Source organism: Bradyrhizobium sp. HKCCYLRH1030, assembly GCF_051168395.1.
GTDB lineage: Bacteria > Pseudomonadota > Alphaproteobacteria > Rhizobiales > Xanthobacteraceae > Bradyrhizobium.
Genome location: NZ_JBNPUY010000008.1, coordinates 247119 through 271960 on the forward strand (window position 1 = coordinate 247119; position 24842 = coordinate 271960).

Genomic DNA, 24842 nt, shown 5'->3' on the forward strand with positions numbered 1-24842 from the left:
CATGCCGAGCTTCTTCATCGACAGGCCGATCTTCGCCTGGGTGGTCGCGCTGTTCATCTGCCTGATCGGCGCGATCGCGATTCCGCTGCTGGCGGTGGCGCAATATCCGATCATCGCGCCGCCCTCGATCTCGATCTCGACCAGCTACCCCGGCGCGTCGCCGGAGAATCTCTACAACAGCGTGACGCGGCTGATCGAGGAGGAGCTCAACGGCGCCTCCGGCATTCTCAACTTCGAATCCACCAGCGATTCGCTCGGCCAGGTCGAGATCACGGCGAACTTCGTGCCGGGCACGTCGACCAATGACGCCTCGGTCGAGGTGCAGAACCGCCTCAAGCGTGTCGAGGCGCGGCTGCCGCGCGCCGTCATCCAGCAGGGCATCCTGGTCGAGGAAGCCTCCGCCGCCGTGCTGCAGATCATCACGCTGCAGTCGACCGACGGCAGCCTCGACGAGGTCGGCCTCGGCGACTTCATGATCCGCAACGTGCTCGGCGAAGTCAGGCGCATTCCCGGCGTCGGCCGCGCCACGCTGTATTCGACCGAGCGCTCGCTGCGCGTCTGGCTCGATCCCGCCAAGCTGATCGGCTACGGCCTCACTGCCGACGACGTCACCAAGGCGATCGGCGCGCAGAACGCGCAGGTCGCCTCGGGCAGCATCGGCGCCGAGCCCGCGACGACCTCGCAGCGCACCTCGGCTCTGGTGCTGGTCAAGGGCCAGCTCGATTCGCCCGATGAGTTCGGATCGATCATCCTGCGCGCCAATTCCGACGGCTCGACGGTGCGGCTGCGCGATGTCGCGCGCGTCGAAATCGGCGGCCTCAGCTATCAGTTCAACACCCGCCTCAACGGCAAGCCGACTGCGGGTCTCTCGGTGCTGCTGTCGCCGACCGGCAATGCGCTGGCGACCGCGAGCGCGGTCGAGGCCAAGATGAAGGAGCTGTCGCGCTTCTTCCCCTCCAACATCAGCTATGAGATTCCGTACGACATCACGCCGGTGGTGAAGGCGTCGATCAAGCGGGTGCTGATGACGCTGGTCGAAGCCGTGGTGCTGGTGTTCGTGGTGATGTTCCTGTTCCTGCAGAACATCCGCTACACCATCATTCCGACCATCGTGGTGCCCGTGGCGCTGCTCGGCACCTGCGCAACGCTGATGCTGGTCGGCTACTCCATCAACATGCTGACGATGTTCGGCATGGTGCTCGCGGTCGGCATCCTCGTCGACGACGCCATCGTCGTGGTCGAGAACGTCGAGCGCATCATGACCGAGGAGGGGCTGTCGCCGAAGGAGGCGACGCGCAAGGCGATGGGCCAGATCACCGGCGCCATCATCGGCATCACGCTGGTGCTGATGGCGGTGTTCGTGCCGATGGCGTTCTTTCCCGGCTCGGTCGGCATCATCTACCGGCAGTTCTCGGTCACCATGGTGGCGGCGATCGGCTTCTCGGCGCTGCTGGCGCTGTCGCTGACTCCGGCGTTGTGCGCGACGCTGCTGAAGCCGGTCACGGCCGGCCACGGCCACGCGAAGAAGGGCGTGTTCGGCTGGTTCAACCGCTTCATGGACAACAGCCGCAACCGCTACACCAGCGTGGTCGGCGGCGCGCTGAAGCGCACCGGACGGCTGATGCTGATCTACGCGATCTTCCTGGTCGGGCTGACCTTCGCCTTCATTCAGTTGCCCGGCGGCTTCCTGCCGGTCGACGACCAGGGCTTCATCACCACCGACGTCCAGACGCCGGCGGACTCGTCCTACGCGCGGACGCAGGCCGCGGTGGAGGCGGTCGAGAAGTATCTCGCCAAGCGCGAAGGGATCGAGGACGTCACCTTCCTGACCGGCTTCAGCTATGCCGGCCAGGGCGTCAACACCGCGCAGGCCTTCATTTCGCTGAAGGACTGGTCGGAGCGCGGCAAGCGTGACAGTGCCGCGGCGCTGGTCGCCGACATCAATCGCGATCTGGCCTCGCTGCGCGACGCCAAGATCACGGCGCTGCAGCCGCCGCCGATCGACAATCTCGGCAACTCCTCGGGCTTCAGCTTCCGCCTGCAGGACCGCGGCCAGAAGGGCTATGCTGCGCTGACCGCTGCCGCCGACCAGCTGATCGCGGAAGCCAATGCGAGCCCGGTGCTGCAGAAGGTCTATGTCGAGGGTCTGCCGCCGGGACCCCAGGTCAATCTGATGATCGACCGCGAGAAGGCCGGCGCCTTCGGCGTCACCTTCGAGGACATCAACACCACGATCTCGACCAATCTCGGCTCGACTTACGTGAACGACTTCCCGAACCGCGGCCGCATGCAACGCGTCGTGGTGCAGGCCGACCGCATCAGCCGCATGAACGCGGACGACATCCTCAACTACAGCGTCAAGAACGCCAAGGGGCAGCTGGTGCCGTTCTCGTCGTTCGCGACCATCCAATGGGCCAAGGGACCGAGCCAGATCGCCGGCTTCAACTACTATCCGGCGATCCGCATCTCCGGCGAGGCCAAGCCGGGCTACACCTCGGGCGATGCGCTCAAGGAAATGGAGCGGCTCGCCGGCAAGCTGCCGCGTGGCTTCGGCTATGAATGGACCGGACAGTCGCTGCAGGAGAAGCTGTCGGGCTCGCAGGCGCCGCTGCTGCTCGGTCTCTCGGCGCTGGTCGTGTTCCTGTGTCTCGCTGCGCTCTACGAGAGCTGGACGATCCCGCTCGCGGTGCTCTTGACCGTGCCGCTCGGCATCCTCGGCGCCGTCGTCGCCGCCAATCTGCGCGGCCTGTCCAACGACGTGTACTTCACGGTGGCGCTGATCACCATCATCGGTCTCGCCGCCAAGGACGCGATCCTGATCATCGAGTTCGCCAAGGATCTGCGCGCCCACGGCAAGCCGCTGGTCGCGGCGACGATCGAGGCCTGCTCCTTGCGCTTCCGCCCGATCATCATGACCGGTCTCGCCTTCGTCTGCGGCGTGCTGCCGATGTCGATGGCGACGGGCGCCGGCGGTGCCAGCCAGCAGGCGCTCGGCACCAACGTGATGGGCGGCATGATCGCGGTGGTGATCCTGGCGCTGCTGATGGTGCCGGTGTTCTTTGTCTCGGTGCAGCGCGTGCTCGCGGGGGATCGGGAGAAGACGGAGCCGGTGGCGGAGCTTGAGGCTTATGGGCCGCCGGCGCCGGCGAAGCCGTGAGTGAGGTTGAATAGGCCTTTTCGGAGGATTGTGCCGCGGTCTTGCCTCACAGGCGCTCCGCTTCCCTCTCCGCAAGGGGGAGGGGAGCACACCGCTCGTGCCGGGAGAACGGAACTCCACCGACGCCGGCTGGAGTTCGCCACTCTCCGCGTGTATGCTCCCACAGCATGTAAACGGTCACGGCATGTCGATGGTCTCTCGCAAATCTGTCTTCGCAATCGCGCTTGCTGGTCTCTCCCTTGTCAGCCACGCGGCTCACGCCCAGTCGGGCCCCGTGAAATACTGGCTGCCGGGCTGGCCGGTCGGCTTCAGCGATGCCGGCAGCCTCGACTCCTACGGCAACTTTCCGAGCTTCACGACGAACGGCAGCGACAGCGGCTTCTTCTCGCGGCGCTACAGCGTGACGAACAATTGGGCGGCGCTTTCGGGAGTCGGCCTGAGCCCGAACATCGTCAATCGCTATGGGGCACTCGGCTCGTATACCACCGAGGGCGCGCAATACGGCTACACGTTCAAGAGCGGCGTCAGCCTCTACGGCGGCTTCGACACGCTGAAATACAATCCCGGCCTGGGCGGCCCGTTCGCAACATTCGACGGACGCTCGACGTCTACGCCGGCCTACGCGATCAATGGCGGCGTCGAGTTCAAGCCGACATCCAATGTCAGCCTGTCGCTCGGCTTCAGCTATGCCGGCCAGTCATCCGACCGCGTCGACAGCGACATCAATTCCCCGGCATTGCCCGGCGCGACGCCGCAGGCGTTCACCAGCGGGCGCAGATAGCGTTCAGGCTGTAGATAGCTTTCCGGCGGTAGAGCTCGGCCGCCAACTCCATCCTCGGCGTCGTCCCGGAGAAGCGCGCGTATGCGCGCAGATCCGGGACCCATACCCCAGGGAGATGTTTGAGGCGCGCAGGTCGCCCCATCTCGCTCCATCAGAACAGCCGGTGGTTATGGGTCCCGGCTCAAGGCCGGGACGACACCGTATGTGAAGCGAGCGGTGCGAACGGCGTGGCCGCGCAGAATCAAAGCTACGCCGCCGCCTTCAGCACCTTCACGAGCTCGCGGTGAATGACCTCGTTGCCGCACACGACGTGCCCGGTCGCCAGCGCGTCCTCCTTGCCGTCGATGCCCGACACGGTGCCGCCGGCCTCGCGCACCATGATCAGGCCGGCCGCGATGTCCCAGGGCTGCAGGTCGCGTTCCCAATAGGCGTCGAAGCGACCGGCGGCGACGAAGGCGAGGTCGAGCGAGGCGGCGCCGAAGCGGCGGAGCCCTGCGACCTTGACCTGCAGCGAGGTCATCTCGCGCAGGAACAGCTGGTGGTCGCCGCGGCCGATATGCGGCAGGCCGCAGGCGATGACGCATTCATGGAGCTGGCGCCGTGCGGCGACGCGCAGCCGCTGGTCGTTGAGGAACGCGCCCTTGCCGCGCTCGGCGATGTAGAGCTCGTCATTGGCGGGATTGTAGATCACGCCGGCGATCACGGTGTCCTCGCGCTGGAGCGCGATCGAGATCGCGAATTGCGGGATGCCGTGCAGGAAGTTGGTGGTGCCGTCGAGCGGATCGACGATCCAGGTGTGCGACTTGTCGCTGCCTTCCCGCTTGCCGCCTTCCTCGCCGAGAAAGCCGTAGCCGGGCCGGGCCTTCGAGAGGTCCTCGTACAGCATCTCCTCGGCCTTCTTGTCGGCGCGCGAGACGAAGTTCGCCGGGCCCTTCAGCGACACCTGCAGGTGCTCGATCTCGCCGAGATCGCGCTTGAGGTTGCGACCGGCGCGGCGCGCGGCCTTGACCATGACATTGATGAGGGCGGAATGGATCATGAGCTCGATGCGCTGGGCTGACCGCACCTCGCGGTGCGCGCCTTCCCCGGAAGCGGGCGAAGGCGGGTGAAATGGCTGGCTGTGGGTGCCCTGCCGGGGCCGCCGCGTCAAGGCCGGATCAGCGGCCGATCACTTGATGGTGCCCAGCCAGCGCTTGGCGGCCTGTTCGCCCTTGGCGCGGTCTTCGGGGGGCATGTCGGCGAATTTCTCGTCGAGCTTGGGATCGCCCTTGCCGGCTGTCTTGGCCACCAGGTGCCATTTGTAGGCCTCGACCTTGTCCATCTGGGTGGCGATTCCATACAGCAGCACCCATGCCAGTCGGTTCTGGGCGACCGGGCTGTTCTGCCGCGCGGCCCTGCGCAGCAGCGCGATTGCCGCGGGCTGGTCCTTCGGCACGCCGGTGCCGTTGAACAGCGCGATCGCGTATTCGACCTCGGCGTCGATATTGTCGGCGACCGCGGCCGCCTTCAGCAATTGGGCGGCCTTCTCGAGGTCTTTCGGCACGCCGGTTCCTTCCTTGTAGAAGGTCGCTAGCGCGTATTGCGCCTCGGCGTTGCCGGCATCCGCAGCAAGGCGCAGCAGCTCGGCCGAGCGTCTGAGGTCCTGCGGAAAGGTCTGGCCGTCGAGATAGAGCAGCGCGAGATTGTAGGCTGCCTTGGGCTCGCCGAGCTTGGCGGCGGAGGCCAGCAGCTTGACCGCCTCGAGCTTGTCGACAGGGCCGCCGCGCCCGGCCAGCCGCATCATCGCCAGCGCGAACATCGCTTCGCGGTCGCCGGCCTCGGCGGCGCGTTTGTACCAGATCGCCGCCTTGTCGTAGTCGCGGCGGATGCCCATGGCGTTTTCGTAGAGCTGGCCGAGCATCGCCATGGCCTTGGGGTCGCCAGCCTGGGCGCGCGGCGACGCCAGATCGAACGCGGTCTTGTACTGGCCGCGCTGATAGGCGCCGTAGACCACGTCGACATTGGGATCATTGGCGGCGGGCTGTGGCGTCGCGGCCGGCGCCGGGGCGGCCGGCTTGGCCGACGGGGCAGGGGCTGGCTTCTTCGCAGCGGACGGTGCCGGCGGCTTGGGCCTCTCCGCCGGCCTTTCGACCGGCTTGGGCTTTTCCGTCGGCGGCTGCTGAGCAGGCGGCGTCAACGAGATCTGCGCGGCCGCGCCCGTCGTCGCCATGGCGAGCGCAGCAACAACACATGTCAGGCGCAGGATCGTCATCGGCGGCCGTTCAGCTCTGTCCCGGCGCGTCGGCCGGCACGGCCGTATGCGCGCTCCGGATCGCGGCGCTGATCTCGTCAAGAGCGGCGGCCGGACCGCGGGCGTCGTTCCAGACGAGGTCGTCGACCAGCACGAAATCGGCTCCCGCGGCGACGAAGTCCGCGGCCTCCTTGAGCGAGATCGCATAGCCGACGCAGGGCGGCTCGAACAGCTCGGCCCACCAGGCCAGGCGCTCGTTGACGGCATCCGGCGAGGGCCGCCGGCCCTGCGCGTCGCGCTCGCCGAACAGCACATAGTCGGCGCCAAGCTCGCCGGCACGCATCGAATCATGCCGTGTCGACAGGCCGCCGCAGCCGGCGATGCGGTCCGGCTTCAGGCCGGGCAGCGCCTCTTCCAGCGCGGCGACGCCGGTCAGATGCGCGCCATCGGCGCCGGCGCGGGCCACGATGTCGGGATGGCCGTCGATCAGCAGCGCCGCACCGGCGCCCTGGATCGCCGGCGCCAGCGTCTTGACCGTCGTGATCATGCTGCGCGGATCGCTCTCCTTCAGCCGCACCAGCACCGCTGCCACATCGGCGCTGGCGAGGATCGCCGGCAGGCCGGCGGCCAGCGCCGCCGCGTCGGTCACGACCGGCGTTGCCAGATACAGGCGCGGCGCGGGCCGCGCGGATGTCGTCTTGCCGGACACTAGGCGGCCTCTTTCTCGAGCGCGGCGGTCCACTGGCCGCGGCTGGCAAGCGCGTTCATGCGAGCGCGGTGGGTGAAGGCCCGCTGGCCGGTAGCGACGTTCGCCGCCTTGCCGGCCCATGCCTGTTGCGGCGCGGCCTGCAACGCACGGCCATAGGAGAAGGTCAGCCTCCAGGGCAGCGGACCGAGCCGGTTCATCGCGTCGAGATGCGCGGTCGCGCTCTCGTCGGATTGTCCGCCGGACAGGAAGGCGATGCCGGGCACCGCCGCAGGCACGCATTCCTTCAGCAGTTGGACGGTCCTTTCGGCGACCTCCTGCACCCCGGCCTGGTCCGGCGATTGCTTGCCCGGGACCGCCATGTTGGGCTTCAGGATCATGCCTTCCAACGCGACGCGCTGGATGCGCAATTCACGAAACACCTCGTTCAGGACGCGGCGCGTGACGTCGAAGCAGCGAGCGATGTCATGATCGCCGTCCATCAGCACCTCCGGTTCGACGATCGGCACGATGTTCGCGGCCTGGCACAGGGCGGCATAGCGGCCGAGCGCATGCGCGTTGACATGGATCGCTGTCATCGAAGGGATATTGTCCTTGTCGATATCGATCACGGCCCGCCATTTGGCGAAGCGCGCACCCAGCGCGTAGTACGTCGCCAGCCGATCCGCAAGCCTGTCGAGCCCGGCCGTGACCCGCTCGCCGGGGCAGCCGGGCAGCGGTTGCGTTCCCTCGTCGACCTTGATGCCGGGAATGGCGCCGGCCGCTTCGATCAGCTTCACCAGCGGGGTGCCGTCGGCGGCGTTCTGCCGGATTGTTTCGTCATAGAGAATGACGCCGGAGATGAACGACATGCCTGCGCTGCGGAACAGCATCTCGCGATAGTCGCGGCGGTTCTGTTCGGTCGATTCGACCTTGATGGCATCGAAGCGCTTCTTGATCGTCCCGGTGGATTCATCGGCGGCGAGAATGCCCTTGCCCGGCGCGACCATGGCAAGGGCCGTGGTGTTCAGTGCGGAGAGGTTCATGCTTGGCTCCAGACGCACCTGCCCTGCCCATCAAAATAGACGGTTCTCGGGCGGTTGCCGAGCAAACATTGGCCGCAGGTGAGGCGGACTCTCGGAGAGGTGAAGGGGAGGTTGCTGATGGTGCAACCTTGTCAACTCAGCGGCAGTCGGCTCCCCTCCCCGTACGGGCAGGGCGATCGCATTTGACGAAATTCGGCAATCGCGGCACGAACTGCTGCCAACGAGTTACTCCGTCATGCCCGGGACAAGCCCGGCCATGACGAAGTGGAAAAAGGCGGGCGCAAGACGTAAAGCGCCAGATGCGATAGCCCTACCCGCAAGGGGGAGGGGAGCACACCGAGTTCAGGGCGAAGGTCGAACTACACGACGAACGCTCACGCGACCTTCGGGGCGAGCTCGCCCTTGGCGTAGCGCTTGGCCATCTCGGCCGTCGTCAGCACGCGCTTGATCTTCGAGGCCTGGCCGGCGGTGTTGAACTCCTGCAGGCGCTGCTTGCACAGCTTGGCCATCGCCTCCATCGCCGGCTTCAGGTACTTGCGCGGATCGAATTCCTCCGGGTGCTCCGACAGCACCTTGCGGATCTGGCCGGTCATCGCCATGCGGTTGTCGGTGTCGATGTTGATCTTGCGTACGCCGTTCTTGATGCCGCGCTGGATCTCGCTGACCGGCACGCCCCAGGTCGGCTTCATCTTGCCGCCGTAGGTGTTGATGATCTCCTGCAGATCCTGCGGCACCGAGGACGAGCCGTGCATCACCAGATGCGTATTCGGCAGCTTGCGGTGGATCTCCTCGATCACGTTCATGGCAAGGATGTCGCCGTCGGGCTTGCGCGTGAACTTGTAGGCGCCGTGAGACGTTCCCATCGCGATTGCGAGCGCGTCGACCTGGGTCTCGCGCACGAACTTCACGGCCTCGTCCGGATTGGTCAGCAGCTGGTCGTGCGACAGCTTGCCCTCGGCGCCGTGGCCGTCCTCCTTGTCGCCCATTCCGGTCTCGAGCGAGCCGAGCACGCCGAGCTCGCCCTCGACCGAGATGCCGCCGAGATGCGCCATGGTGGCGACCGTCTTGGTGACGCCGACATTGTAGTCCCAGTCAGCCGGGGTCTTGCCGTCGGCCTTCAGCGAGCCGTCCATCATCACCGAGGTGAAGCCGGACTGGATCGCGGTCATGCAGGTGTCGGGACCGTTGCCATGATCGAGATGCACGCACACCGGAATGTGCGGATAGATCTCGGTGACCGCGTCCATCATGTGCTTGAGCATGACGTCGTTGGCATAGGAGCGGGCGCCGCGCGAGGCCTGGATGATGACCGGCGCGTCGACCGCATTGGCCGCCTCCATGATCGCCAGCGCCTGCTCCATGTTGTTGATGTTGAAGGCCGGGACGCCGTAGTCATTTTCCGCCGCGTGGTCGAGCAATTGACGCAACGTGATACGAGCCATGGCTGGAACTCCCTGAGATTAAGGATTGGACCGTGCGGCAGGATGCGCACGCGCCGAAACTGCTGCACCGTGCATAACGCGGTGGTGGGCGGATTCCAAGGGCAGTGGCGACGCAGCCTGGAGGAGGAGGCGGTCAGGATACGTCTAGGGTTAGCGCGTAGGGCTGGCGCGTTGCCGGTAGCTCAACGATGGGAGATCAGGTCTTCCTGGCTTCAAGAGCGGTGATGCGTTCCTCGACCTCGGTGACACGCACGTCTAAGTCACCGGCGGCCGCGCGCATCATCACCAGCATGCCGGCAGAGTCCCGACGCTGCCTGCGGATCAAGGCTTCCATGCGCTCGTGCTCGGCTCGATTATCCAGCCTGAACTGTCCGACCTCTGTCCGGAGCGCAGCAATGCTCTCCTGGATCTTGATCAGGATCGAATGGTCTGTCGGAGTCTCGACCATGGATGGAACATAACGGAAACATCCATGGCCGACAACGTTCGAGAAATCAGATCTTCAGCACCTCGACGCCCGGCAGCGGCTTGCCTTCCATCCACTCCAGGAAAGCGCCGCCGGCGGTCGAGACATAGGTGAAGTCCGAAGCAACTCCGGCCTGGTTGAGCGCGGCGACGGTATCGCCGCCGCCGGCCACCGAGACCAGCTTCTTGGCCTTGGTGCGCTCGGCCGCGTGCTTGGCGGCGACCATCGTGCCGCGGTCGAACGGGGTCAGCTCGAAGGCGCCGAGCGGACCGTTCCACACCAGCGTCGCGGCGTCGTCGATCGCGGCATGGATGCGGGCGGTCGATTGCGGGCCGACGTCGAGGATCATGCTGTCCGGCGGGATGGCGTCGAGGCCATAGGCGAAGGACGGCGAGTTGGCCGCGAAGTGATAGGAGACGGTGGCATCCACCGGCAGGATGATGGCGCAGTTCGAGGCCTCGGCCTTCTCCATGATCCTGAGCGCGGTGGCGGCGAGATCCTTCTCAGCCAGCGACTTGCCGATCTGCACGCCCTGGGCATGCAGGAAGGTGTTGGCCATGCCGCCGCCGATCACCAGCGCATCGACCTTGGTGACGAGGTTTTCCAGCAGGTCGATCTTGGTGGAGACCTTGGCGCCGCCGACGATCGCGATGACCGGCTTGGCCGGCCGTCCCAGCGCCTTGTCGAGCGCGTCGAGCTCGGCCTGCATGGTGCGGCCGGCATAGGCCGGCAGCTTGTGGCCGAGGCCCTCGGTCGAGGCGTGGGCGCGGTGCGCGGCGGAGAAGGCGTCGTTGACCCAGATGTCACCGAGCTTGGCGAGCTCGGCGACGAACGCCGGATCGTTCTTCTCTTCCTCCTTGTGGAAGCGCGTGTTCTCCAGGCACAGCACGTCGCCGTCCTTCATCGCGGCGATGGCGGTCGCCGCCGGCTCGCCGATGCAATCGTCGGCAAAGGCGACAGGACGCTTGATCACCTGCGAGAGCGCAGTGGCGACCGGCTTCAGCGAGTCCTTGGCATCGCGCCCCTTCGGCCGGCCGAAATGCGCGAGCAGGATGACCTTGCCGCCCTTGGTCGCGATCTCATTGATGGTCGGCGCGACGCGCTCCAGGCGCGTCGCATCGCTGACGTGGCCATTCTCCATGGGCACGTTGAGGTCGACGCGCAGCAGCACGCGTTTGCCTTTGACATCGACGTCGTCGAGGGTGCGGAATTGTTTCATTGAAGCCACCGTTGAACGAGGGACTATCAGGGCTGATTGTAGCCGTTGGTGTTTTCCGGCGGGTCGCCTTCCTGCTTCGTCGTCACCCGCATGCCTTGGCGGAAACCATAGGCAATCAAGCCGATCAGCAGCAGCGCGCCGGGGATTCCAAGCCAGTTGGGAAGGGTCATCGCGCTTCCTCAGCCGTCATTCCGGGGCGGTCCGGAGGACCACACCCGGAATCTCGAGATTCCGGGAGCCTCTCTGCGAGGCGCCCCGGAATGACTGGGAGAGAGTTACAGCAGCTTGCCGATCGCGACGGCGGTGTCGGCCATGCGGTTGGAGAAGCCCCACTCGTTGTCGTACCAGGACATCACGCGCACGAGGTTGCCGTTCATGACCTTGGTCTGGTCCATGTGGAACGTCGAGGAGTGCGGATCGTGGTTGAAGTCGATCGAGACGTTCGGCGCGGTGGTGTAGCCGAGCACGCCCTTGAGCTCCTGCTCGGCGGCGCGCTTCATCGCCTCGTTGATTTCCTTCGGATCGGTGTTGCGCTTGGCGACGATCTTGAGATCCACCACCGAGACGTTCGGCGTCGGCACCCGGATCGCGACGCCGTCGAGCTTGCCCTTCAGCTCGGGCAGCACCAGGCCGATCGCCTTGGCCGCGCCGGTCGAGGTCGGGATCATCGACATCGCCGCCGCGCGGCCGCGATAGAGATCCTTGTGCATGGTGTCGAGCGTCGGCTGGTCGCCGGTGTAGGCGTGGATCGTGGTCATGAAGCCGGTCTCGATGCCGACCGTGTCGTTCAGCACCTTGGCGATCGGCGCCAGGCAGTTGGTGGTGCAGGAGCCGTTGGAGACGACGAGGTGATCCTTGGTCAGCGTCGTGTGATTGACGCCGTAGACGATGGTGGCGTCGGCGCCGTCGGCCGGGGCCGAGACCAGCACGCGCTTGGCGCCGGCGGTCAGATGCGCGGAGGCCTTGTCCTTGGAGGTGAAGATGCCGGTGCATTCCAGCGCGATGTCGACGCCAAGGTCCTTCCAGGGCAGCTTCGACGGATCACGCTCGGCGGTGACCTTGATCTTGCCGTTGCCGATATCGATCGTGTCGCCGTCGACGGTCACGGTATGGGGGAAGCGGCCGTGCACGCTGTCGAAGCGCAGCAGGTGGGCGTTGGTCTCGACCGGGCCGAGATCGTTGATGCCGACCACCACGATGTCCTTGCGACCCGATTCCGCGATGGCGCGCAGAACGTTGCGGCCGATGCGGCCAAACCCGTTGATCCCGACCCGGACTGCCATTTTCGTCTCCTTCAATGACGTTTCTCGTCCCTCGCAGCCGGCCCCTGGCAAGGGCTCTACGAGGGTTTGGACCTGTTGACGCCCGGTTCTGCCGGGCGCGAGCGGACGATATGGCCCTTTCGTAGTCCTTTTTTTGCGCTCGCTCAACCGTCGCGAATCATGTTCGCGCGGCGCTCCTGATTTGGTGAACCGCCGCGCAGGAGCGAGCGGGCTTTACGCCAGCCGCTGTACGGCCGCCGCGACAGCCGCCTCGGCGGTGATGCCGAAATGCTTGTAGAGCTCCTTGGCCGGGCCACTCTCGCCGAACGAATGCATGCCGATGAAGATGCCGTCCTGGCCGATCACCGCACCCCAGCCCCAGCGCACCGCGGCCTCGATGGCGATCTTGACCGGAGCATTGCCGATGATCTTGGCCCTGGCTTCGGCCGGCTGCTCGAGCAGCAGCTCCAGCGACGGCACCGAGACGACGCGGGCTGGGATGCCACGCTCGGCGAGCTGCTTCTGCGCCGCAACGGCGATCTCGACCTCGGAGCCGGTCGCGAACAGCGAGACCTTGGCCTCGCCCTGCGCGGCGACGAGCTCGTAGCCGCCCCGGCTGCAGGGGTTGTCCGCCGGCGCATTGGTGCGCAGCTGCGGCAGGTTCTGCCGCGTCAGCGCCAGCACGGTCGGGCCGTTGGTGCGGTTCAGCGCCAGCTCCCAGCATTCGGCGGTCTCGACCGCGTCGCACGGCCGGAACACGCGCATGTTCGGGATCGCGCGCAGCGCGGCCAGATGCTCGACCGGCTGGTGCGTCGGGCCGTCCTCGCCGAGGCCGATCGAATCATGCGTCAGCACATAGACGACGCCCGCGCCCATCAGCGCCGACAGGCGCATAGCACCGCGCGCGTAGTCCGAGAACACCAGGAAGGTGGCGCCGTTCGGCGCGAAGCCGCCATGCAGGAAGATGCCGTTCATGCAGGCGGCCATGCCGTGCTCGCGGATGCCGTAATGGATGAAGCGTCCCTTCGGCGTCTTGGCCGAGAACGAGACGGCCGACTTCGCCTTGTTGTTGTTGGAGCCGGTGAGGTCGGCGGAGCCGGCCACGAACTCGAACGGCATGGCGGCTGCGATCACCTCGATCGCGGCCTCCGACGATTTGCGGGTGGCGACGTTGAGCGGGGTCTCCAGCAGCGCCTTCTTGTGGTCCTTCAGCGCCTTCGCCAGCGCGGCGGGCCGCTCGTGGCGCAGCCGCCGTTCGAACTCGGCGCGCTTGCGCGGGCCCATCTCGCCGAGCCGGGTCTCCCACTCCGCCCGTGCGGTTGCGCCGCGGCGGCCGGCCTCGCGCCAGGCGGCGAGCACGTCGTCGGGCACGGAGAACGGCTCCTGCGAAATGCCGAGCTTCTCCTTGGCGCCCTTCAATTCCTCCGCGCCGAGCGCCTCGCCATGCACCTTGGAGGTGCCGGCCTTGGTCGGCGCGCCGTAGCCGATGGTGGTCTTGCAGGCGATCAGCGACGGCTTCGACGACTTCTGCGCCCGCGCGATCGCGGCCGCAATCGCCTCGGGATCATGGCCGTCGATCAGCTCGGCGGCCCAGCCGCACGCCTTGAAGCGCTTCACCTGGTCGACCGAGTCGGCGATCGACAGCGGGCCGTCGATCGAGATCCCGTTGTCGTCCCACAGCACGATCAGCTTGTTGAGCTTCCAGTGCCCGGCCATCGCGATCGCTTCCTGGGAGATGCCCTCCATCAGGTCGCCGTCCGAGGCCAGCACATAGGTGTGGTGGTCGACGATCTTCTTGCCGTATTCCGCCTGCAGCATCTTCTCGGCCAGCGCCATGCCGACCGCGGTGGAGATGCCCTGGCCGAGCGGGCCGGTGGTGGTCTCGATGCCCTTGGTGCGGAAATTCTCCGGATGGCCGGGGGTGAGCGAACCGACCTGGCGGAAGCGCTTGATCTGGTCGAGCGTCATCTCCTCGTTGCCGGTCAGATACAGCAGCGCATAGAGCAGCATCGAGCCGTGGCCGGCCGACAGCACGAAGCGGTCGCGGTCCGGCCAGGCGGGCGCTGCGGCATCGTATTTCAGCACGCGGGTGAACAGCACAGTGGCGACGTCCGCCGCGCCCATCGGCAGGCCAGGATGGCCCGATTTCGCCTTCTCGACGGCGTCCATTGCGAGCCCGCGGATGGCGTTGGCCATGCGGGAATGATCGACCTGCGTCATGCTGGAATCCGTCCAAACGTGAAATGCTGATGACAGGAGCGCCGCCGGTATTGCTGGCGGGCCGGGATTTTGCGGGCTGATTAGCACCTCGGTTCCGGGAATCAAAGGTTCTGCAACGCCGGGAACCTCCCAAAAGTTGCTTAGTAGTGCATAGTTTCGGCCGAGCGTTGCGCTTGGCTCGCCCACCACGTAAGATTTTGCCCGTAACCGCTTGCCGGACAGCGCTTTTGTCGCATCCCGCTTGCTCCGAGGGCCTCGCATCCGTGCCATGAACGATCACCCTGCCAATCTTACCGGCCAGGTGGAACCCGGCGCCGCCGATCTCGAGGCGGCGACGCGGCGACTGATGACGGCCCTCGACGCGCTGGAGAGCGCGGTCGAGCGGCGGCGCGAGGCGGATCGTGACGAGGACGAGCTGGCGACGCGCATCCAGGCGCTCGGCGCCGACCGCTCGCGTCTCGCCGACGAGCTCGACGGCTCCCTGATGAAGACGCGCCGGCTCGAGCGCACCAACCGCGAGATCGCCGAACGCCTGGACACCGCGATCGGCACCATCCGCGCGGTGCTCGCTGGCGGCGACGGGCAGGACGCCGCCCATGATGATGAGGACGAGGAATGAGCCACATCAACGTCACCATCAACGGCCGTCAATATCGCATGGCCTGCGAGGAGGGCCAGGAGCTGCGGCTGCTGAAGCTCGCGGAGAGTCTCGAGACGCGCATCACCAATCTGCGCGGCAAGTTCGGCGAGATCGGCGACGCCCGGCTCACCGTGATGGCGGCGCTCACCGTGTGCGATGAGCTGATCGATGCCAATCAGCGCGTCCAGGTGCTGGAGCAGGAGCTCGAAGGCCTGCGCAACGTCCGCAACCAGGCCAGCGACCGCGCCCGTGCCACGCAGGTCGCGGTGGCGAAGGCGCTGAACGCCGCCGCCGAGCGCATCGAGCGCACCACGCAGGTGCTGAACCGCACCATCGGCGGTGGTGTGGCGATCGGGTGAGACGATTCAAGCCCTCGCGACAACGTATCATCGTGTTGTGAGTCTCTCCATCAGCGATTGACTGACTTGCCGCCTCATCCAAGGTGTCGTCCCGGCCTTGAGCCCATTGGGGCGGCTGGTGCCGCCGCGCGTTCGCATTCACAGCTGCGCCTCGATTGCGGCCTTGTCGATGACCGACCACACCTCCACGATCTTGCGCTCGCGGAATTCGTAGAACACGTTCTCGGTGAAGGCGACGCGCTGGCCGTCGATGGCGAGCCCGAGAAATTCGCCGGATGGCGTGCAGTCGAAGTACAGCCGGCTCGCGACGCGGGGCGGGTCTGATAGCAGCAGGCCGATGTTGAAACGGAGATCGGGAATGTCGGCGAAGTTCCCGATCAGCATGTCGCGATAGCCGGAGAGTCCGAGCTGCCGGCCGTTGTGAACGACGTGCTCGTGCACGAAATCGCCGAGCTGCGGCCAAGCCTGCGCATTCAGGCACACGATATAGCCGCGATAGTGATTGGCGAGCTCGGGTCCGGTCATGGCGCGGCTGTTTGGACGAACGCGTTGCACCGGACAACACGTGGCCGGCAAGGCGGTTCCCAGCCCGTAGCCTCAATGAAGGTCAGCGATATCCGAGACCATCTCGGGGCCTGCGCTTTCCCGGACGTTGCTTCGCTCATGCGGGCTACATGGCCCTCGTGTCAAAGACCCTCCAACAGCGTCGCGATCGTCTCCAGCGGGTAGGCCGCGGCCAGGCTACCGACGCCGAGGCCAATGACGCCAAGGACAATGGCGCCGATCCAGCCATGATAGTGAAAGCCGACGGCTGCGCCGACGAAGGCACCGGTCCCAAGCGTACAAATGGCCCAGAGCGTGTGAAGGATGAGTCCGATCGTCCTCAGCATGCGTGATCTCGCGTGTCAGCGCGTCTCACCCGTCCCCCTCGATTGGTCGCGCGGATTCGCCATTGTGCGGCAGCGAAGCCGATCACGTCATCGCGATGCGATCGTGTTGCGAGCGCTTGTCGTTCGCTACGGGCTGCCTTACTCCTTCCTGAAGCGGACTTGTCGAATCCTGCGAGACAAGCGGGATCGTCCGCACATCAGGGAGGTGCACTTGAACAAGCTGATCCTCGCGGCGGCGGCCGTCGCGCTCACAACGATCATTGCGCCGGTCGCTGCCGCGCCCTTGCCGGAAGCCAAGCCCGACGAGGTCGGCTTCTCGCCGGCGGGTCTCGCACGCATGGATGATTTCTTCGCTCGCGAGATCGCCGCCAAGCGCGTGCCCGGCGCGGTCGTGGCGATCGCGCGTGACGGCAAGCTCGTGCATTACAAGGCCTACGGCCAGCTCGATCCGGTCAAGGGCACGCCGATGCCGCTCGACGCGATCTTCGCCCTGGCCTCGATGACCAAGCCGATGACTGCGGTCGGCGGGCTGATGCTGATGGAGCAGGGGCGGCTGCCGCTGCAGGCCAGGCTCGCCGACTACTATCCGGCATTCGCCGACATGAAGGTCGGCGTCACCCAGGAGAACGGAGCGCTGCTGCTGGTGCCGCAGGCCCGCCCCATCCTGATCCATGATCTCTACCGCCACACCTCGGGCCTGATGTATGGCGGCCGGCCGGACAGCTCGAGCGCGGTGGCGCGGCTCTATCCCGACGGCACCGCGCCTGCGATCGAAGGCGACACCCAGGCGTTCATCGAGCGCATCACCAAGCTGCCGCTGGCGCATCAGCCCGGCACGCAGTTCGAATACGGCTTCTCCATCGACGTGCTCGGCGCCGTGATCGAGAAGGTCAGCGAGCAGCGGCTCGGGGAATATCTGTCGGCCAATCTCTGGAAGCCGCTCGGCATGGCCGATGCGACGTTCGCGCCGACCGACGCACAGCGCCCGCGGCTGGCGCATCCGTTTCCGAACAATCCGCTGACCGGCAAGCCGCAGGCGATCAAGCTGCTGGACACGCCGACCAAGTCGGACTGCGGCGGCGTCTGCTCGTTCGCCACCATCGGCGACTACGTCCGCTTCGGCCAGATGCTGCTCAATGGCGGCGAGCTCGACGGCGCGCGCATCCTGAGTCCGAAGACGGTGCACCACATGACCTCCAACCATCTCGGGCCCGAGATCAAGAACACCGTCGCCAATGTGGAGCCGCATCGCGCCGGCTTCAGCTTCGGGCTCGGCGTCGCCGTGCGCGTCAGCGAGGGCCTGTCGGCGGTGCCCGGCAATCCCGGTGAGTTCAGCTGGAACGGCGCCTATGGCACGCAGTTCTTCTGCGATCCCAGGGAGCGTCTCGTCGTCGTGGTCGGCACGGCGGCGCCCGGGGACTTGCGCAAATATTATCGCGAGCAGGTGCAGGACATCGTCTATGGCGCGATGGTGAAATAGCGCATGCTCACGGTTCATCACCTCGGCAAGTCGCAGTCCGAACGTATCGTCTGGCTCTGCGAGGAGCTGGAAATTCCGTACGAACTGAAATGCTACACGCGCGACGCCCGGACGATGCTGGCGCCGCCCGAGTACAAGGCGCTGCATCCGATCGGCGCGGCGCCCGTGATCACCGATGGCGATCTCGTGCTCGCCGAATCCGGCGCGATCGTCGACTACGTCACCGCGACCTACGGCCAAGACCGCTTGCGGCCTGGGCCTGATGATCCCAGCTTCGCGCCGTTCCTCTACTGGCTTCATTTCGCCAACGGTACGTTGCAGGCGGCGATGGGCCGACTGATGATCCTCAACCGGCTGCATCTGCCCGACGACAATCCGGTTCTCGGCGCCATCAGGGCGAGGCTCGACCGTGCCTTCGCGCTGGTCGAGGCGCGTTGCGGCGAGGTGGATTATCTCGCGGGAAACGCGCTCACCACCGCCGACATCATGACCGTGTTCTCGCTTACCACCATGCGCTACTTCCTGCCCTACGATCTCGGACCCTTCCCCAACATCCGCGCCTATCTCGCCCGCATCGCTGCGCGCCCGGCCTATCAGCGCGCGATGGCCAAGGGGGATCCGGGGATGGCGTTGTTGTTGAGCTGATCGTCGCGGGTCGGAAGATCGCTTTGGCGGCTTGCTCGGTGTACCTCGCCCCGCTTGCGGGGAGAGGTCGGATTGCATCGTCAGATGCAATCCGGGTGAGGGAGTACAGGTCTCACGACGTGCACTCCCCGTGCGTCGGCCCCTCACCTCAACCCTCTCCCCGCGAGAACAGGGAGAGAGAGCTGACTGCCCGAGCCGCCATGTCTCGTCTCACTATTTTTCAGCGTCTCGCAACACGCCAGCGTTAGGGCGAGAATGCAAATGAACTTATGGTCGACAGCCCACCACCTCGCCCGCTGTCATCAGCCCATCGCCTGCTCACTTCTGCCGCTTGCGGCTCCAGTCCAGGAAGGAGCGATACAGCTCCTCCTTCTCCGCCTTCGAGGTCGGCGCCTTGGCCTGCGATTCGAGAAAGGCATCGAAGCGCTCCTGCTGCGAGAGACTGCCGGCCGCGGCGGGCGGCAGGCCGACATTGGCCTCCTTCTTCATCCGCTCCAGCACGGCGTCGACATACGGATAGCGCTGCCAGCCCGGCACCTGGGCCTCGAGATTGAGATCCTTCCAGCCCGGATGGAACGGCGGCTGCTGCAGCCGCGCGAGGTTGGTGAACAGCGTGTCGACGAAGCGGTTGACGCGGTCGGCGCGGTCGCTGCCCGGCTTCCAGTTGTAGACGGCCAGCACCGACGGCACGGCGATGGTTTCCACGGCGGTGTCGGGTGCGACCAGCCCCGGATAGGTGTCGGCCTTGATGCTGGTCGGATAGTAGAAGTCCGAGAATTGCTGCGTGTACGGCACCGGCACGAAGTGGAATCCAGGATCCGCCTTCTTGCCGCTGAACAGTTCGCCGGGCTTGGAGGCGACATACACCATCGCGGCGATCTCGCCCTTGTGCAGCTTCTCCAGTGCGACGGGGCCACCGACCGCGACCGGCTCGATGTCGATGCCGAGGCGCCGGAAGATCAGTGGGCCGGTGTGGGCGGCGGCCACGCCCGCCGTGCCCACCGCGACCTTCTGGCCCTTCAGGTCCTGCAGCGACTTGAACTCCTCGCGCGCATAGATGTGCACGTCGGAGATGAAGAAGCGCAGCACGTAGCGGATGCGGTCGTTGATGTTGGAAAGGCCTGCCTGCCTGGCATAGAAGTCGAATGCATCGGCATAGGTGATCGCGACGTCGACACCGCGCAGATAGAGCAGGTCGGCGATGTTCGAGGTGGTGCCGCGCGTCACCATCGGGATCAGGCGCATGTTGTCGCCGTCGTCCATGGTCCGCGCCATCTCGCTGGCGAAGCGCACGAAGCCACCGTCGGGCAGGCCCGCGGCCAGGCCGACGGTCCATTGGTTCATGCGCGTCTTGATGGCGGCTTCGTCCGAGGCGCTCCGTGGTTCGGGCGCGCGGGTCTCGGAGACCCGCGGCTCGACGGCCCGCCGTTCCGACGCGCGCGCAGGCTTGATCGAGAGCGGAGCGGCGGACTGCCCTTGCGCAAGCACCGCGCCGACGGGGGTGAGCAAGGCAGCCGAAAGCGTTGCCAGCGCCAGCAGCGCCGGCCGGGCGAGTACTCTGTGCATGTGACTAGTCCCCGATCGCGTCTGCTCGCCATCCCCCGAGCAGACTGATGACACAGCTCAATCCAAGGTCGTATCTCAATGAGCCCTAAAGCTGGCAGTTTTGGGGCACAAACTACCTAAGGTTTCAGGTAGCTCCAGCCGCTCTCCTGCAGTTCCATCAGCCTGACGGCGCCCGATGGCACCAGGCTCGCTTCGGTGACGATCGCAATCGGATGTCCTTCGCGTTTCTCCATGCCGCGCTTGGTGATGTTGCAGGCGGAGAACTTGATCTTGGCGGGAAAGCTGAGCTCGGCAATCTGCTTGAGCCGGTCCTTCACCGGCGAGGTATCCTCGCGCAGCATGTTCAGCCCGGGTCCATAGGTGACGAGTTCGATCTCGACCTCCTCGCCCTTCTCCTTGAACGTCTCCATGATGTTGGTGGCGTTGTTCAGCGCGAGATTCATGATCGCCGGATCGTTCTGATCGACCTGGATCGAGACGCGATGAATCTTGACGTCGGCGGCGAGGCTCGCAGCAGCCGACGCGATCAGTAGCGCGCAGGCGGCCGTGACGGTTTTGAGATCGAAGCGCATGCCAGGACTCCAATGTACGATACAGGGCATTGGGATGTAGGCATGATCTGCCACAACCTCAGCTCCAAGTCGATGAGCCTGAATCGTGGCAAGACTATGCGCTGCCGACGCGGCGCTGCCGCGGGAGCGCCGTCATCACCACGGCGTCATTGCGAGCGCAGTGGCGAGGCGAAGCAATACAGGCTGCATCTGCGGAGAGATCCTGAATTGCCTCGGCGCAAGGGCGCGCGAGGCCGGGACGACGGCGGAATGTTGAGCTGGCGGCACGGGAGCAGATGCACGTCGTAAACTGCACGACGGGCAAACCGCGCATGTCGATCATGCGTAAACTGCCCGTCGCGTTACGATGTCGCAGGCCGCATGGCTTGCCGTGTCGGGCAAATCAGGCGGATGCTTCCGCTCGTCCTGCTGCCGCATGAGGGGCGTGTCGCGACCGTCACGAGGCGTTGGCAGTGGGATGCGATGGGCGTGGATTGCCGCAGCGTGAGTTGATCGCGCGGACGAACGGCGATGCACGTACGGTCAAGTCGCGTGGTCCTGACACCCCGATGCTGGTGTCCCGCGCAACGCGCGCAAGCGCGTTGTCGCGCATGGTGGCCAACAAGCCCGGCGCACCAGGGAGATCGCGAAGCAGCCGTTCAAACCGTCGCGCAGGGAAGGCCGGGTGTTTCCGGCTGCACCTGTGGTACCTGCCGCCTGCATTTTTTACGCAGGCGGGCCACGGGCGTCAGCCGACGCCCGGCCTTCCCTGTGCCCTCTGTGTCGAGAGGGCGAGCCAAATGAACAACTCGGACGCCGAGCGCCACGAGGACGCGATGCCATGCCTATTCTGATCTGCTCTGCCGTGTTCGGCCCGGCTCCTACCACCCGACAACTGTCATCGCCCGCGAAAAGCGGGCGATCCGGTACGCCGCGGCCTGTCGGCTCAACCACTGCTGCCTCGGCGTACGGGGGCGCCCGGTCAAGCCGGGCGACGACGCCGAGGTTGGACAACGGCAGCGCGCGTCAATCCGCTTCCACCGCTGGCAAAATCACCCCGCCATGGTTACATTGCGTCAGCGAGGCTGCGACGCGCGTCCGGAACCAACATATCCCCGGGGCCTTATCGATCCTTTAGGGAACTGTCCCTGGCCAGGTCCGTGGACCTGGACATATGGTGCCCACCTACTTTCGTAGGGAACTCCGGGATCGAGCGTTTCAACGGCGATTGCGGCTTCGCGCTTGTCTCTCTCCCTCTGTTCTGTCCCCTTGATTGCCGATCTGCTGCGTTTCTGAGAACGTTGGAGTGCCCGCGTCCGCGAGCTCTTGACGGAGATCCCGCCGCATGCCGATGAAGGCCGTCCAGCACACCAAGCAGCAGCTGCGGGCTGCAGCCCTCGCCGCGCGCGACGCGCTGAGCGACGAGGCGCGCAGCGCCGCCGCGCAGGCCATCGCGGCGCGCGGGCTCCCCTTCGCGCTGGAGCCGGGCCAGGTGGTCTCGGGCTATGCGCCGATTCGGAACGAGCTCGATCCGGTGCCGCTGATGCGCGTGCTGGCGGCGAAGGGCGCGCGGCTGGCGCTGCCGGTCATCCTGGCCCGCGGCCATTCGCTCTCCTTCCGGGCGTGGTCGCCGGGTGATCGGCTGACATTGGGCTCGCTCGGTATCCCCGAGCCGTCGCCTGTTGCGGCCGAACTGGTGCCGGACGTGATGCTGGTCCCGCTCGCCGCCTTCGACCGCACCGGCCATCGCATCGGTTACGGTGGCGGCTACTACGACTACACCTTCTCGCACTTGCGTAAATCGCATCACCTCATCGGCGTCGGCCTCGGCTTTGCCGTGCAGGAAACCGAGGCGATCCCGGCCTTGGCCCACGACGCGGCGCTGGATTATGTGCTAACCGAGCGCGAGACCTTGGATTTCCGGAGCAATTGAGTTGCGAATTCTCTTCGTCGGCGACGTCGTCGGCCGGGCCGGCCGCAGCGCCGTCTCGGACCACCTGCCAGGCCTGATCCGCGATTGGGCGCTCGATCTCGTCATCGTCAATGGCGAGAACGCGGCCGGCGGATTCGGCATCACCGAGGCGATCTATCAGGAGCTGGTCGACGCCGGCGCCGACGCGGTCACGCTCGGCAACCACTCCTGGGACCAGCGCGAGGCGCTGGTGTTCATCGAGCGCGCACCGCGCCTGGTGCGCCCTGCGAATTATCCGGCGGGCACGCCCGGCCGTGGCGCGGCGCTGGTCGACGCCAAGAACGGCGCCCGCGCGCTGGTGGTCAACGTGCTCGGGCGCGTGTTCATGACGCCGTTCGACGACCCGTTCGCGGCTGTCGGCCGCGAGCTCGGCGCCTGCCCGCTGCGCGAGGCGGCGGATGCGATCGTGGTCGACGTGCATTGCGAGGCCTCCAGCGAGAAGCAGGGCCTGGGCTATTTCTGCGACGGCCGCGCCAGCCTCGTCGTCGGCACCCATACGCATGTGCCAACGGCCGATCACCAGATCCTGCCCGGCGGCACCGCCTACATGACCGATGCCGGCATGACCGGCGATTACGACTCCATCATCGGCATGCAGAAGGACGAGCCGCTGCGCCGCTTCCAGTCGGGCATCCCGTCGGCGCGCTTCGAGCCGGCCTCCGGCGAGGCGACGTTGAGCGGCGTGGCGGTCGAGACCGACAACGGCACCGGGCTTGCGATCAAGATCGCGCCGGTGCGCATCGGCGGCCGGCTGTCGCCGGCGAAGCCTTCGTTCTGGGGAGGATGAGAGCCTGGATCAGGCCTTGAGCCGAAAACCCATCCGGAACGCGCCCCAATGCCGGCCCTTGATGAAGATCGGCGCCGAGAGGTCCTTCATCAGCACGAACTGCCCGCCGCCCATGTCGCGGCGGTAGGTCTGCAGCAGAAACGGCTTGTTGCTGGCGGCGGCGACCTTCTTCACCGCGCGGTCCTCGAACAGCCGGCGGTTGCGGCAGTTGGCGTTGTTCCAGACCGGATCGGGCCCCTGCGGCTTGCGGTAGTTCGGATTGTGCGTCGGCAGGTAGCCGCCGCGCGCCCAGGCGACGCAGAACACGATGCGCGGATCGCTGCCCTGGATCGGGTCCTGGATCGCCGGCAGAACGCGGTCGGTGAATTCGACGTAGCGCGTCATGTACTGCTTGGGATTGGTGCCGGGGATCTCGCGATAGCTCTCGTCCATCAGGTCGGCGAGCGTGATCTCGCCGCGGTCGATCGCCGTTTCGAAGGTCGCCGAGATCTGCCGGGCGGTGTCGACGACGGTCTTGATCAGCGGCGCGTCCGCGGTCTGTACGCCGCTCTCGGCGATCAGCCCGATCAGCGCCTCGGAATGATCGAGCAGCTTGGCGATCCGGCTGTCGGCCTGTTTGAGCTCGACCGAGGACTGGTCGACGCCCTTGGCGAGCTCGTTGAGCTCGCTGATCACGGCGTCGCAATGCGCGAGGTTGGAGGTCGCGGCCTTCGCCACGCCGTCGATCTCCTGGCCGACGCTGGTGAAGCCGTCCTGGACGCGGACGATGATGCCGCCGATCTGCTGGGCACCTTCACCCGCGGTCTTGGCGCGGGAGGAGGCCTGGCCGCTCTCGCCGAGCAGGCTCTTCACCTGCGAGTCGAGCCCGCGCAAGGTATCGCCGATCTCCTGGGTGGCCTGCCGCGTCGCCTCGGCGAGCGACTTCACCTCGCTCGCGACGACAGCGAAGCCCCGGCCGGCGCTGCCGGCACGGGCCGCCTCGATGGTTGCGTTCAGCGCCAGCAGGTTGGTCTGCTTGGCGATCGCCTCGATCGCGACCGAGACCTTGGCGACCTGCGACAGCGCATCGCCGACCGAGCCGAGCCGCTGCTCGATGCGCTCGACGGACTCGACCAATTCGGCGATGTGCCGCACCGCGGTGTCGACCACGTTGCGCGACTGGGCGATGTCGCCGACCGCGGCGGTCGTGGCCGATTGCACCGCCTGCGAGGCGGTGGCGATGTCGTGATTGGCCGCGACCATGGTCTTGGCGGTGGCCTGGAGATGCCCGAACCGCTGCGACTGGTAGCTGACGCGGTTGGCGACCTCCTGGACGTTGCCGGCGACATCGGCGAGCTCGACGCCGAGACCGCCGATGCGGTCGGCGATCTCGTCCATCAGCCGTTCGGCGCCGGTGCGCGCGTCGTGACTTTCCAGAATGGCGCGTTGCGCGACCGACATGTCC

At 66.3% G+C, this 24842-nt stretch carries 23 protein-coding genes and 1 other RNA gene; 9 read left to right on the plus strand and 15 right to left on the minus strand.

Annotated features, from left to right (window positions below):
* The first annotated feature begins 1 nt into the window (after position 1).
* Positions 2-3157, plus strand: coding sequence for a multidrug efflux RND transporter permease subunit (locus ACQR1E_RS23835; protein ID WP_434897640.1), 3156 nt, complete (start codon positions 2-4; stop codon positions 3155-3157).
* Positions 3158-3341: 184 nt separating this feature from the next.
* On the plus strand, positions 3342-3938 hold the full coding sequence (locus ACQR1E_RS23840) for an outer membrane protein (protein WP_316201454.1): 597 nt from the start codon (positions 3342-3344) through the stop codon (positions 3936-3938).
* 247 nt (positions 3939-4185) lie between these two features.
* On the opposite strand, the gene ACQR1E_RS23845 is transcribed toward ACQR1E_RS23840, so the two are convergent.
* From ACQR1E_RS23845 to tkt, 10 genes are all read right to left on the minus strand, one after another.
* Positions 4186-4977 carry an inositol monophosphatase family protein gene (locus ACQR1E_RS23845; protein ID WP_315713903.1) on the minus strand — a complete coding sequence of 264 codons (792 nt, stop codon included), beginning with the start codon at positions 4975-4977 and terminating at the stop codon, positions 4186-4188.
* 129 nt (positions 4978-5106) lie between these two features.
* Positions 5107-6189, minus strand: a complete 1083-nt coding sequence (locus ACQR1E_RS23850) for a tetratricopeptide repeat protein (protein WP_316165772.1) — start codon at positions 6187-6189, stop codon at positions 5107-5109.
* 10 nt (positions 6190-6199) lie between these two features.
* Entirely contained in the window at positions 6200-6877 is a 678-nt protein-coding gene (locus ACQR1E_RS23855) for a thiamine phosphate synthase (protein WP_315826024.1), read from the minus strand.
* Entirely contained in the window at positions 6877-7899 is a 1023-nt protein-coding gene (locus ACQR1E_RS23860; RefSeq protein ID WP_315826025.1) for a class I fructose-bisphosphate aldolase, read from the minus strand. Before ACQR1E_RS23860 ends, ACQR1E_RS23855 begins: the two co-directional genes overlap by 1 nt.
* A gap of 374 nt (positions 7900-8273) precedes the next feature.
* Complete coding sequence (fba, locus tag ACQR1E_RS23865) at positions 8274-9341, minus strand: class II fructose-bisphosphate aldolase (protein ID WP_316175432.1); 1068 nt, start codon at positions 9339-9341, stop codon at positions 8274-8276.
* Positions 9342-9537: 196 nt separating this feature from the next.
* Positions 9538-9789: a hypothetical protein gene (locus ACQR1E_RS23870; protein WP_315713908.1), complete on the minus strand. Its 252-nt coding sequence runs from the start codon at positions 9787-9789 to the stop codon at positions 9538-9540.
* 46 nt (positions 9790-9835) lie between these two features.
* Positions 9836-11026, minus strand: a complete 1191-nt coding sequence (locus tag ACQR1E_RS23875) for a phosphoglycerate kinase (protein WP_315713909.1) — start codon at positions 11024-11026, stop codon at positions 9836-9838.
* A gap of 26 nt (positions 11027-11052) precedes the next feature.
* The gene (locus ACQR1E_RS23880; RefSeq protein ID WP_315713910.1) at positions 11053-11196 is read right to left on the minus strand and encodes a hypothetical protein; all 144 of its coding nucleotides are present in this window, start codon (positions 11194-11196) and stop codon (positions 11053-11055) included.
* Between the two features lie 105 nt (positions 11197-11301).
* The gene (gene gap, locus ACQR1E_RS23885; protein WP_316193524.1) at positions 11302-12309 is read right to left on the minus strand and encodes a type I glyceraldehyde-3-phosphate dehydrogenase; all 1008 of its coding nucleotides are present in this window, start codon (positions 12307-12309) and stop codon (positions 11302-11304) included.
* A 213-nt stretch (positions 12310-12522) separates the two neighbouring features.
* On the minus strand, positions 12523-14508 hold the full coding sequence (tkt, locus tag ACQR1E_RS23890) for a transketolase (protein WP_316193525.1): 1986 nt from the start codon (positions 14506-14508) through the stop codon (positions 12523-12525).
* Positions 14509-14776: 268 nt separating this feature from the next.
* On the opposite strand from tkt, the gene ACQR1E_RS23895 reads away from it, so the two are divergent.
* Positions 14777-15127, plus strand: a complete 351-nt coding sequence (locus tag ACQR1E_RS23895; protein WP_315713913.1) for a DUF4164 domain-containing protein — start codon at positions 14777-14779, stop codon at positions 15125-15127.
* Positions 15124-15507 (plus strand): cell division protein ZapA, encoded by a 384-nt coding sequence (locus tag ACQR1E_RS23900; protein ID WP_284423241.1) that lies wholly within the window; start codon positions 15124-15126, stop codon positions 15505-15507. Before ACQR1E_RS23895 ends, ACQR1E_RS23900 begins: the two co-directional genes overlap by 4 nt.
* 138 nt (positions 15508-15645) lie before the next feature.
* On the opposite strand, the gene ACQR1E_RS23905 is transcribed toward ACQR1E_RS23900, so the two are convergent.
* A complete protein-coding gene (locus tag ACQR1E_RS23905) occupies positions 15646-16032 on the minus strand; it encodes an ester cyclase (RefSeq protein WP_315713914.1) in 387 nt (128 codons plus the stop codon).
* A 161-nt stretch (positions 16033-16193) separates the two neighbouring features.
* Positions 16194-16397, minus strand: coding sequence for a hypothetical protein (locus ACQR1E_RS23910; protein WP_434897641.1), 204 nt, complete (start codon positions 16395-16397; stop codon positions 16194-16196).
* A gap of 211 nt (positions 16398-16608) precedes the next feature.
* On the opposite strand from ACQR1E_RS23910, the gene ACQR1E_RS23915 reads away from it, so the two are divergent.
* The gene (locus ACQR1E_RS23915; RefSeq protein ID WP_434897642.1) at positions 16609-17877 is read left to right on the plus strand and encodes a serine hydrolase domain-containing protein; all 1269 of its coding nucleotides are present in this window, start codon (positions 16609-16611) and stop codon (positions 17875-17877) included.
* A 3-nt stretch (positions 17878-17880) separates the two neighbouring features.
* On the plus strand, positions 17881-18522 hold the full coding sequence (locus ACQR1E_RS23920) for a glutathione S-transferase family protein (protein ID WP_316193527.1): 642 nt from the start codon (positions 17881-17883) through the stop codon (positions 18520-18522).
* Positions 18523-18840: 318 nt separating this feature from the next.
* Here ACQR1E_RS23920 and ACQR1E_RS23925 read toward each other — a convergent pair whose 3' ends face one another.
* Both ACQR1E_RS23925 and ACQR1E_RS23930 read right to left on the minus strand, forming a co-directional pair.
* On the minus strand, positions 18841-20088 hold the full coding sequence (locus tag ACQR1E_RS23925; RefSeq protein ID WP_315713918.1) for a TAXI family TRAP transporter solute-binding subunit: 1248 nt from the start codon (positions 20086-20088) through the stop codon (positions 18841-18843).
* A gap of 116 nt (positions 20089-20204) precedes the next feature.
* Positions 20205-20660, minus strand: a complete 456-nt coding sequence (locus ACQR1E_RS23930; RefSeq protein WP_315826031.1) for a DsrE family protein — start codon at positions 20658-20660, stop codon at positions 20205-20207.
* A gap of 1058 nt (positions 20661-21718) precedes the next feature.
* Between ACQR1E_RS23930 and ssrS the strand changes: the two genes are divergently transcribed.
* The 3 genes from ssrS (at position 21719) to ACQR1E_RS23945 (ending at position 23398) form a co-directional block, all read left to right on the plus strand.
* Positions 21719-21880: non-coding RNA, 6S RNA (gene ssrS / locus ACQR1E_RS23935), on the plus strand.
* Between the two features lie 110 nt (positions 21881-21990).
* Complete coding sequence (locus tag ACQR1E_RS23940) at positions 21991-22572, plus strand: 5-formyltetrahydrofolate cyclo-ligase (protein ID WP_315714372.1); 582 nt, start codon at positions 21991-21993, stop codon at positions 22570-22572.
* Position 22573: 1 nt separating this feature from the next.
* A complete protein-coding gene (locus tag ACQR1E_RS23945) occupies positions 22574-23398 on the plus strand; it encodes a TIGR00282 family metallophosphoesterase (protein ID WP_315713920.1) in 825 nt (274 codons plus the stop codon).
* A 9-nt stretch (positions 23399-23407) separates the two neighbouring features.
* Here the strand turns inward: ACQR1E_RS23945 and ACQR1E_RS23950 are convergent, their stop codons facing one another.
* Positions 23408-24838 (minus strand): methyl-accepting chemotaxis protein, encoded by a 1431-nt coding sequence (locus ACQR1E_RS23950; protein WP_315713921.1) that lies wholly within the window; start codon positions 24836-24838, stop codon positions 23408-23410.
* Positions 24839-24842: the final 4 nt, after the last annotated feature.

Bases quoted from the DNA above. Each gene is read 5' to 3' on its own strand.
- ACQR1E_RS23835 (WP_434897640.1), top strand. From the start codon at position 2: ATGCCGAGCTTCTTCATCGACAGGCCGATCTTCGCCTGGGTGGTCGCG.
- ACQR1E_RS23840 (WP_316201454.1), top strand. From the start codon at position 3,342: ATGTCGATGGTCTCTCGCAAATCTGTCTTCGCAATCGCGCTTGCTGGT.
- ACQR1E_RS23845 (WP_315713903.1), bottom strand. From the start codon at position 4,977: ATGATCCATTCCGCCCTCATCAATGTCATGGTCAAGGCCGCGCGCCGC.
- ACQR1E_RS23850 (WP_316165772.1), bottom strand. From the start codon at position 6,189: ATGACGATCCTGCGCCTGACATGTGTTGTTGCTGCGCTCGCCATGGCG.
- ACQR1E_RS23860 (WP_315826025.1), bottom strand. From the start codon at position 7,899: ATGAACCTCTCCGCACTGAACACCACGGCCCTTGCCATGGTCGCGCCG.
- fba (WP_316175432.1), bottom strand. From the start codon at position 9,341: ATGGCTCGTATCACGTTGCGTCAATTGCTCGACCACGCGGCGGAAAAT.
- ACQR1E_RS23870 (WP_315713908.1), bottom strand. From the start codon at position 9,789: ATGGTCGAGACTCCGACAGACCATTCGATCCTGATCAAGATCCAGGAG.
- ACQR1E_RS23875 (WP_315713909.1), bottom strand. From the start codon at position 11,026: ATGAAACAATTCCGCACCCTCGACGACGTCGATGTCAAAGGCAAACGC.
- ACQR1E_RS23880 (WP_315713910.1), bottom strand. From the start codon at position 11,196: ATGACCCTTCCCAACTGGCTTGGAATCCCCGGCGCGCTGCTGCTGATC.
- gap (WP_316193524.1), bottom strand. From the start codon at position 12,309: ATGGCAGTCCGGGTCGGGATCAACGGGTTTGGCCGCATCGGCCGCAAC.
- tkt (WP_316193525.1), bottom strand. From the start codon at position 14,508: ATGACGCAGGTCGATCATTCCCGCATGGCCAACGCCATCCGCGGGCTC.
- ACQR1E_RS23895 (WP_315713913.1), top strand. From the start codon at position 14,777: ATGAACGATCACCCTGCCAATCTTACCGGCCAGGTGGAACCCGGCGCC.
- ACQR1E_RS23900 (WP_284423241.1), top strand. From the start codon at position 15,124: ATGAGCCACATCAACGTCACCATCAACGGCCGTCAATATCGCATGGCC.
- ACQR1E_RS23905 (WP_315713914.1), bottom strand. From the start codon at position 16,032: ATGACCGGACCCGAGCTCGCCAATCACTATCGCGGCTATATCGTGTGC.
- ACQR1E_RS23910 (WP_434897641.1), bottom strand. From the start codon at position 16,397: ATGCTGAGGACGATCGGACTCATCCTTCACACGCTCTGGGCCATTTGT.
- ACQR1E_RS23920 (WP_316193527.1), top strand. From the start codon at position 17,881: ATGCTCACGGTTCATCACCTCGGCAAGTCGCAGTCCGAACGTATCGTC.
- ACQR1E_RS23925 (WP_315713918.1), bottom strand. From the start codon at position 20,088: ATGCACAGAGTACTCGCCCGGCCGGCGCTGCTGGCGCTGGCAACGCTT.
- ACQR1E_RS23930 (WP_315826031.1), bottom strand. From the start codon at position 20,660: ATGCGCTTCGATCTCAAAACCGTCACGGCCGCCTGCGCGCTACTGATC.
- ACQR1E_RS23940 (WP_315714372.1), top strand. From the start codon at position 21,991: ATGAAGGCCGTCCAGCACACCAAGCAGCAGCTGCGGGCTGCAGCCCTC.
- ACQR1E_RS23950 (WP_315713921.1), bottom strand. From the start codon at position 24,838: ATGTCGGTCGCGCAACGCGCCATTCTGGAAAGTCACGACGCGCGCACC.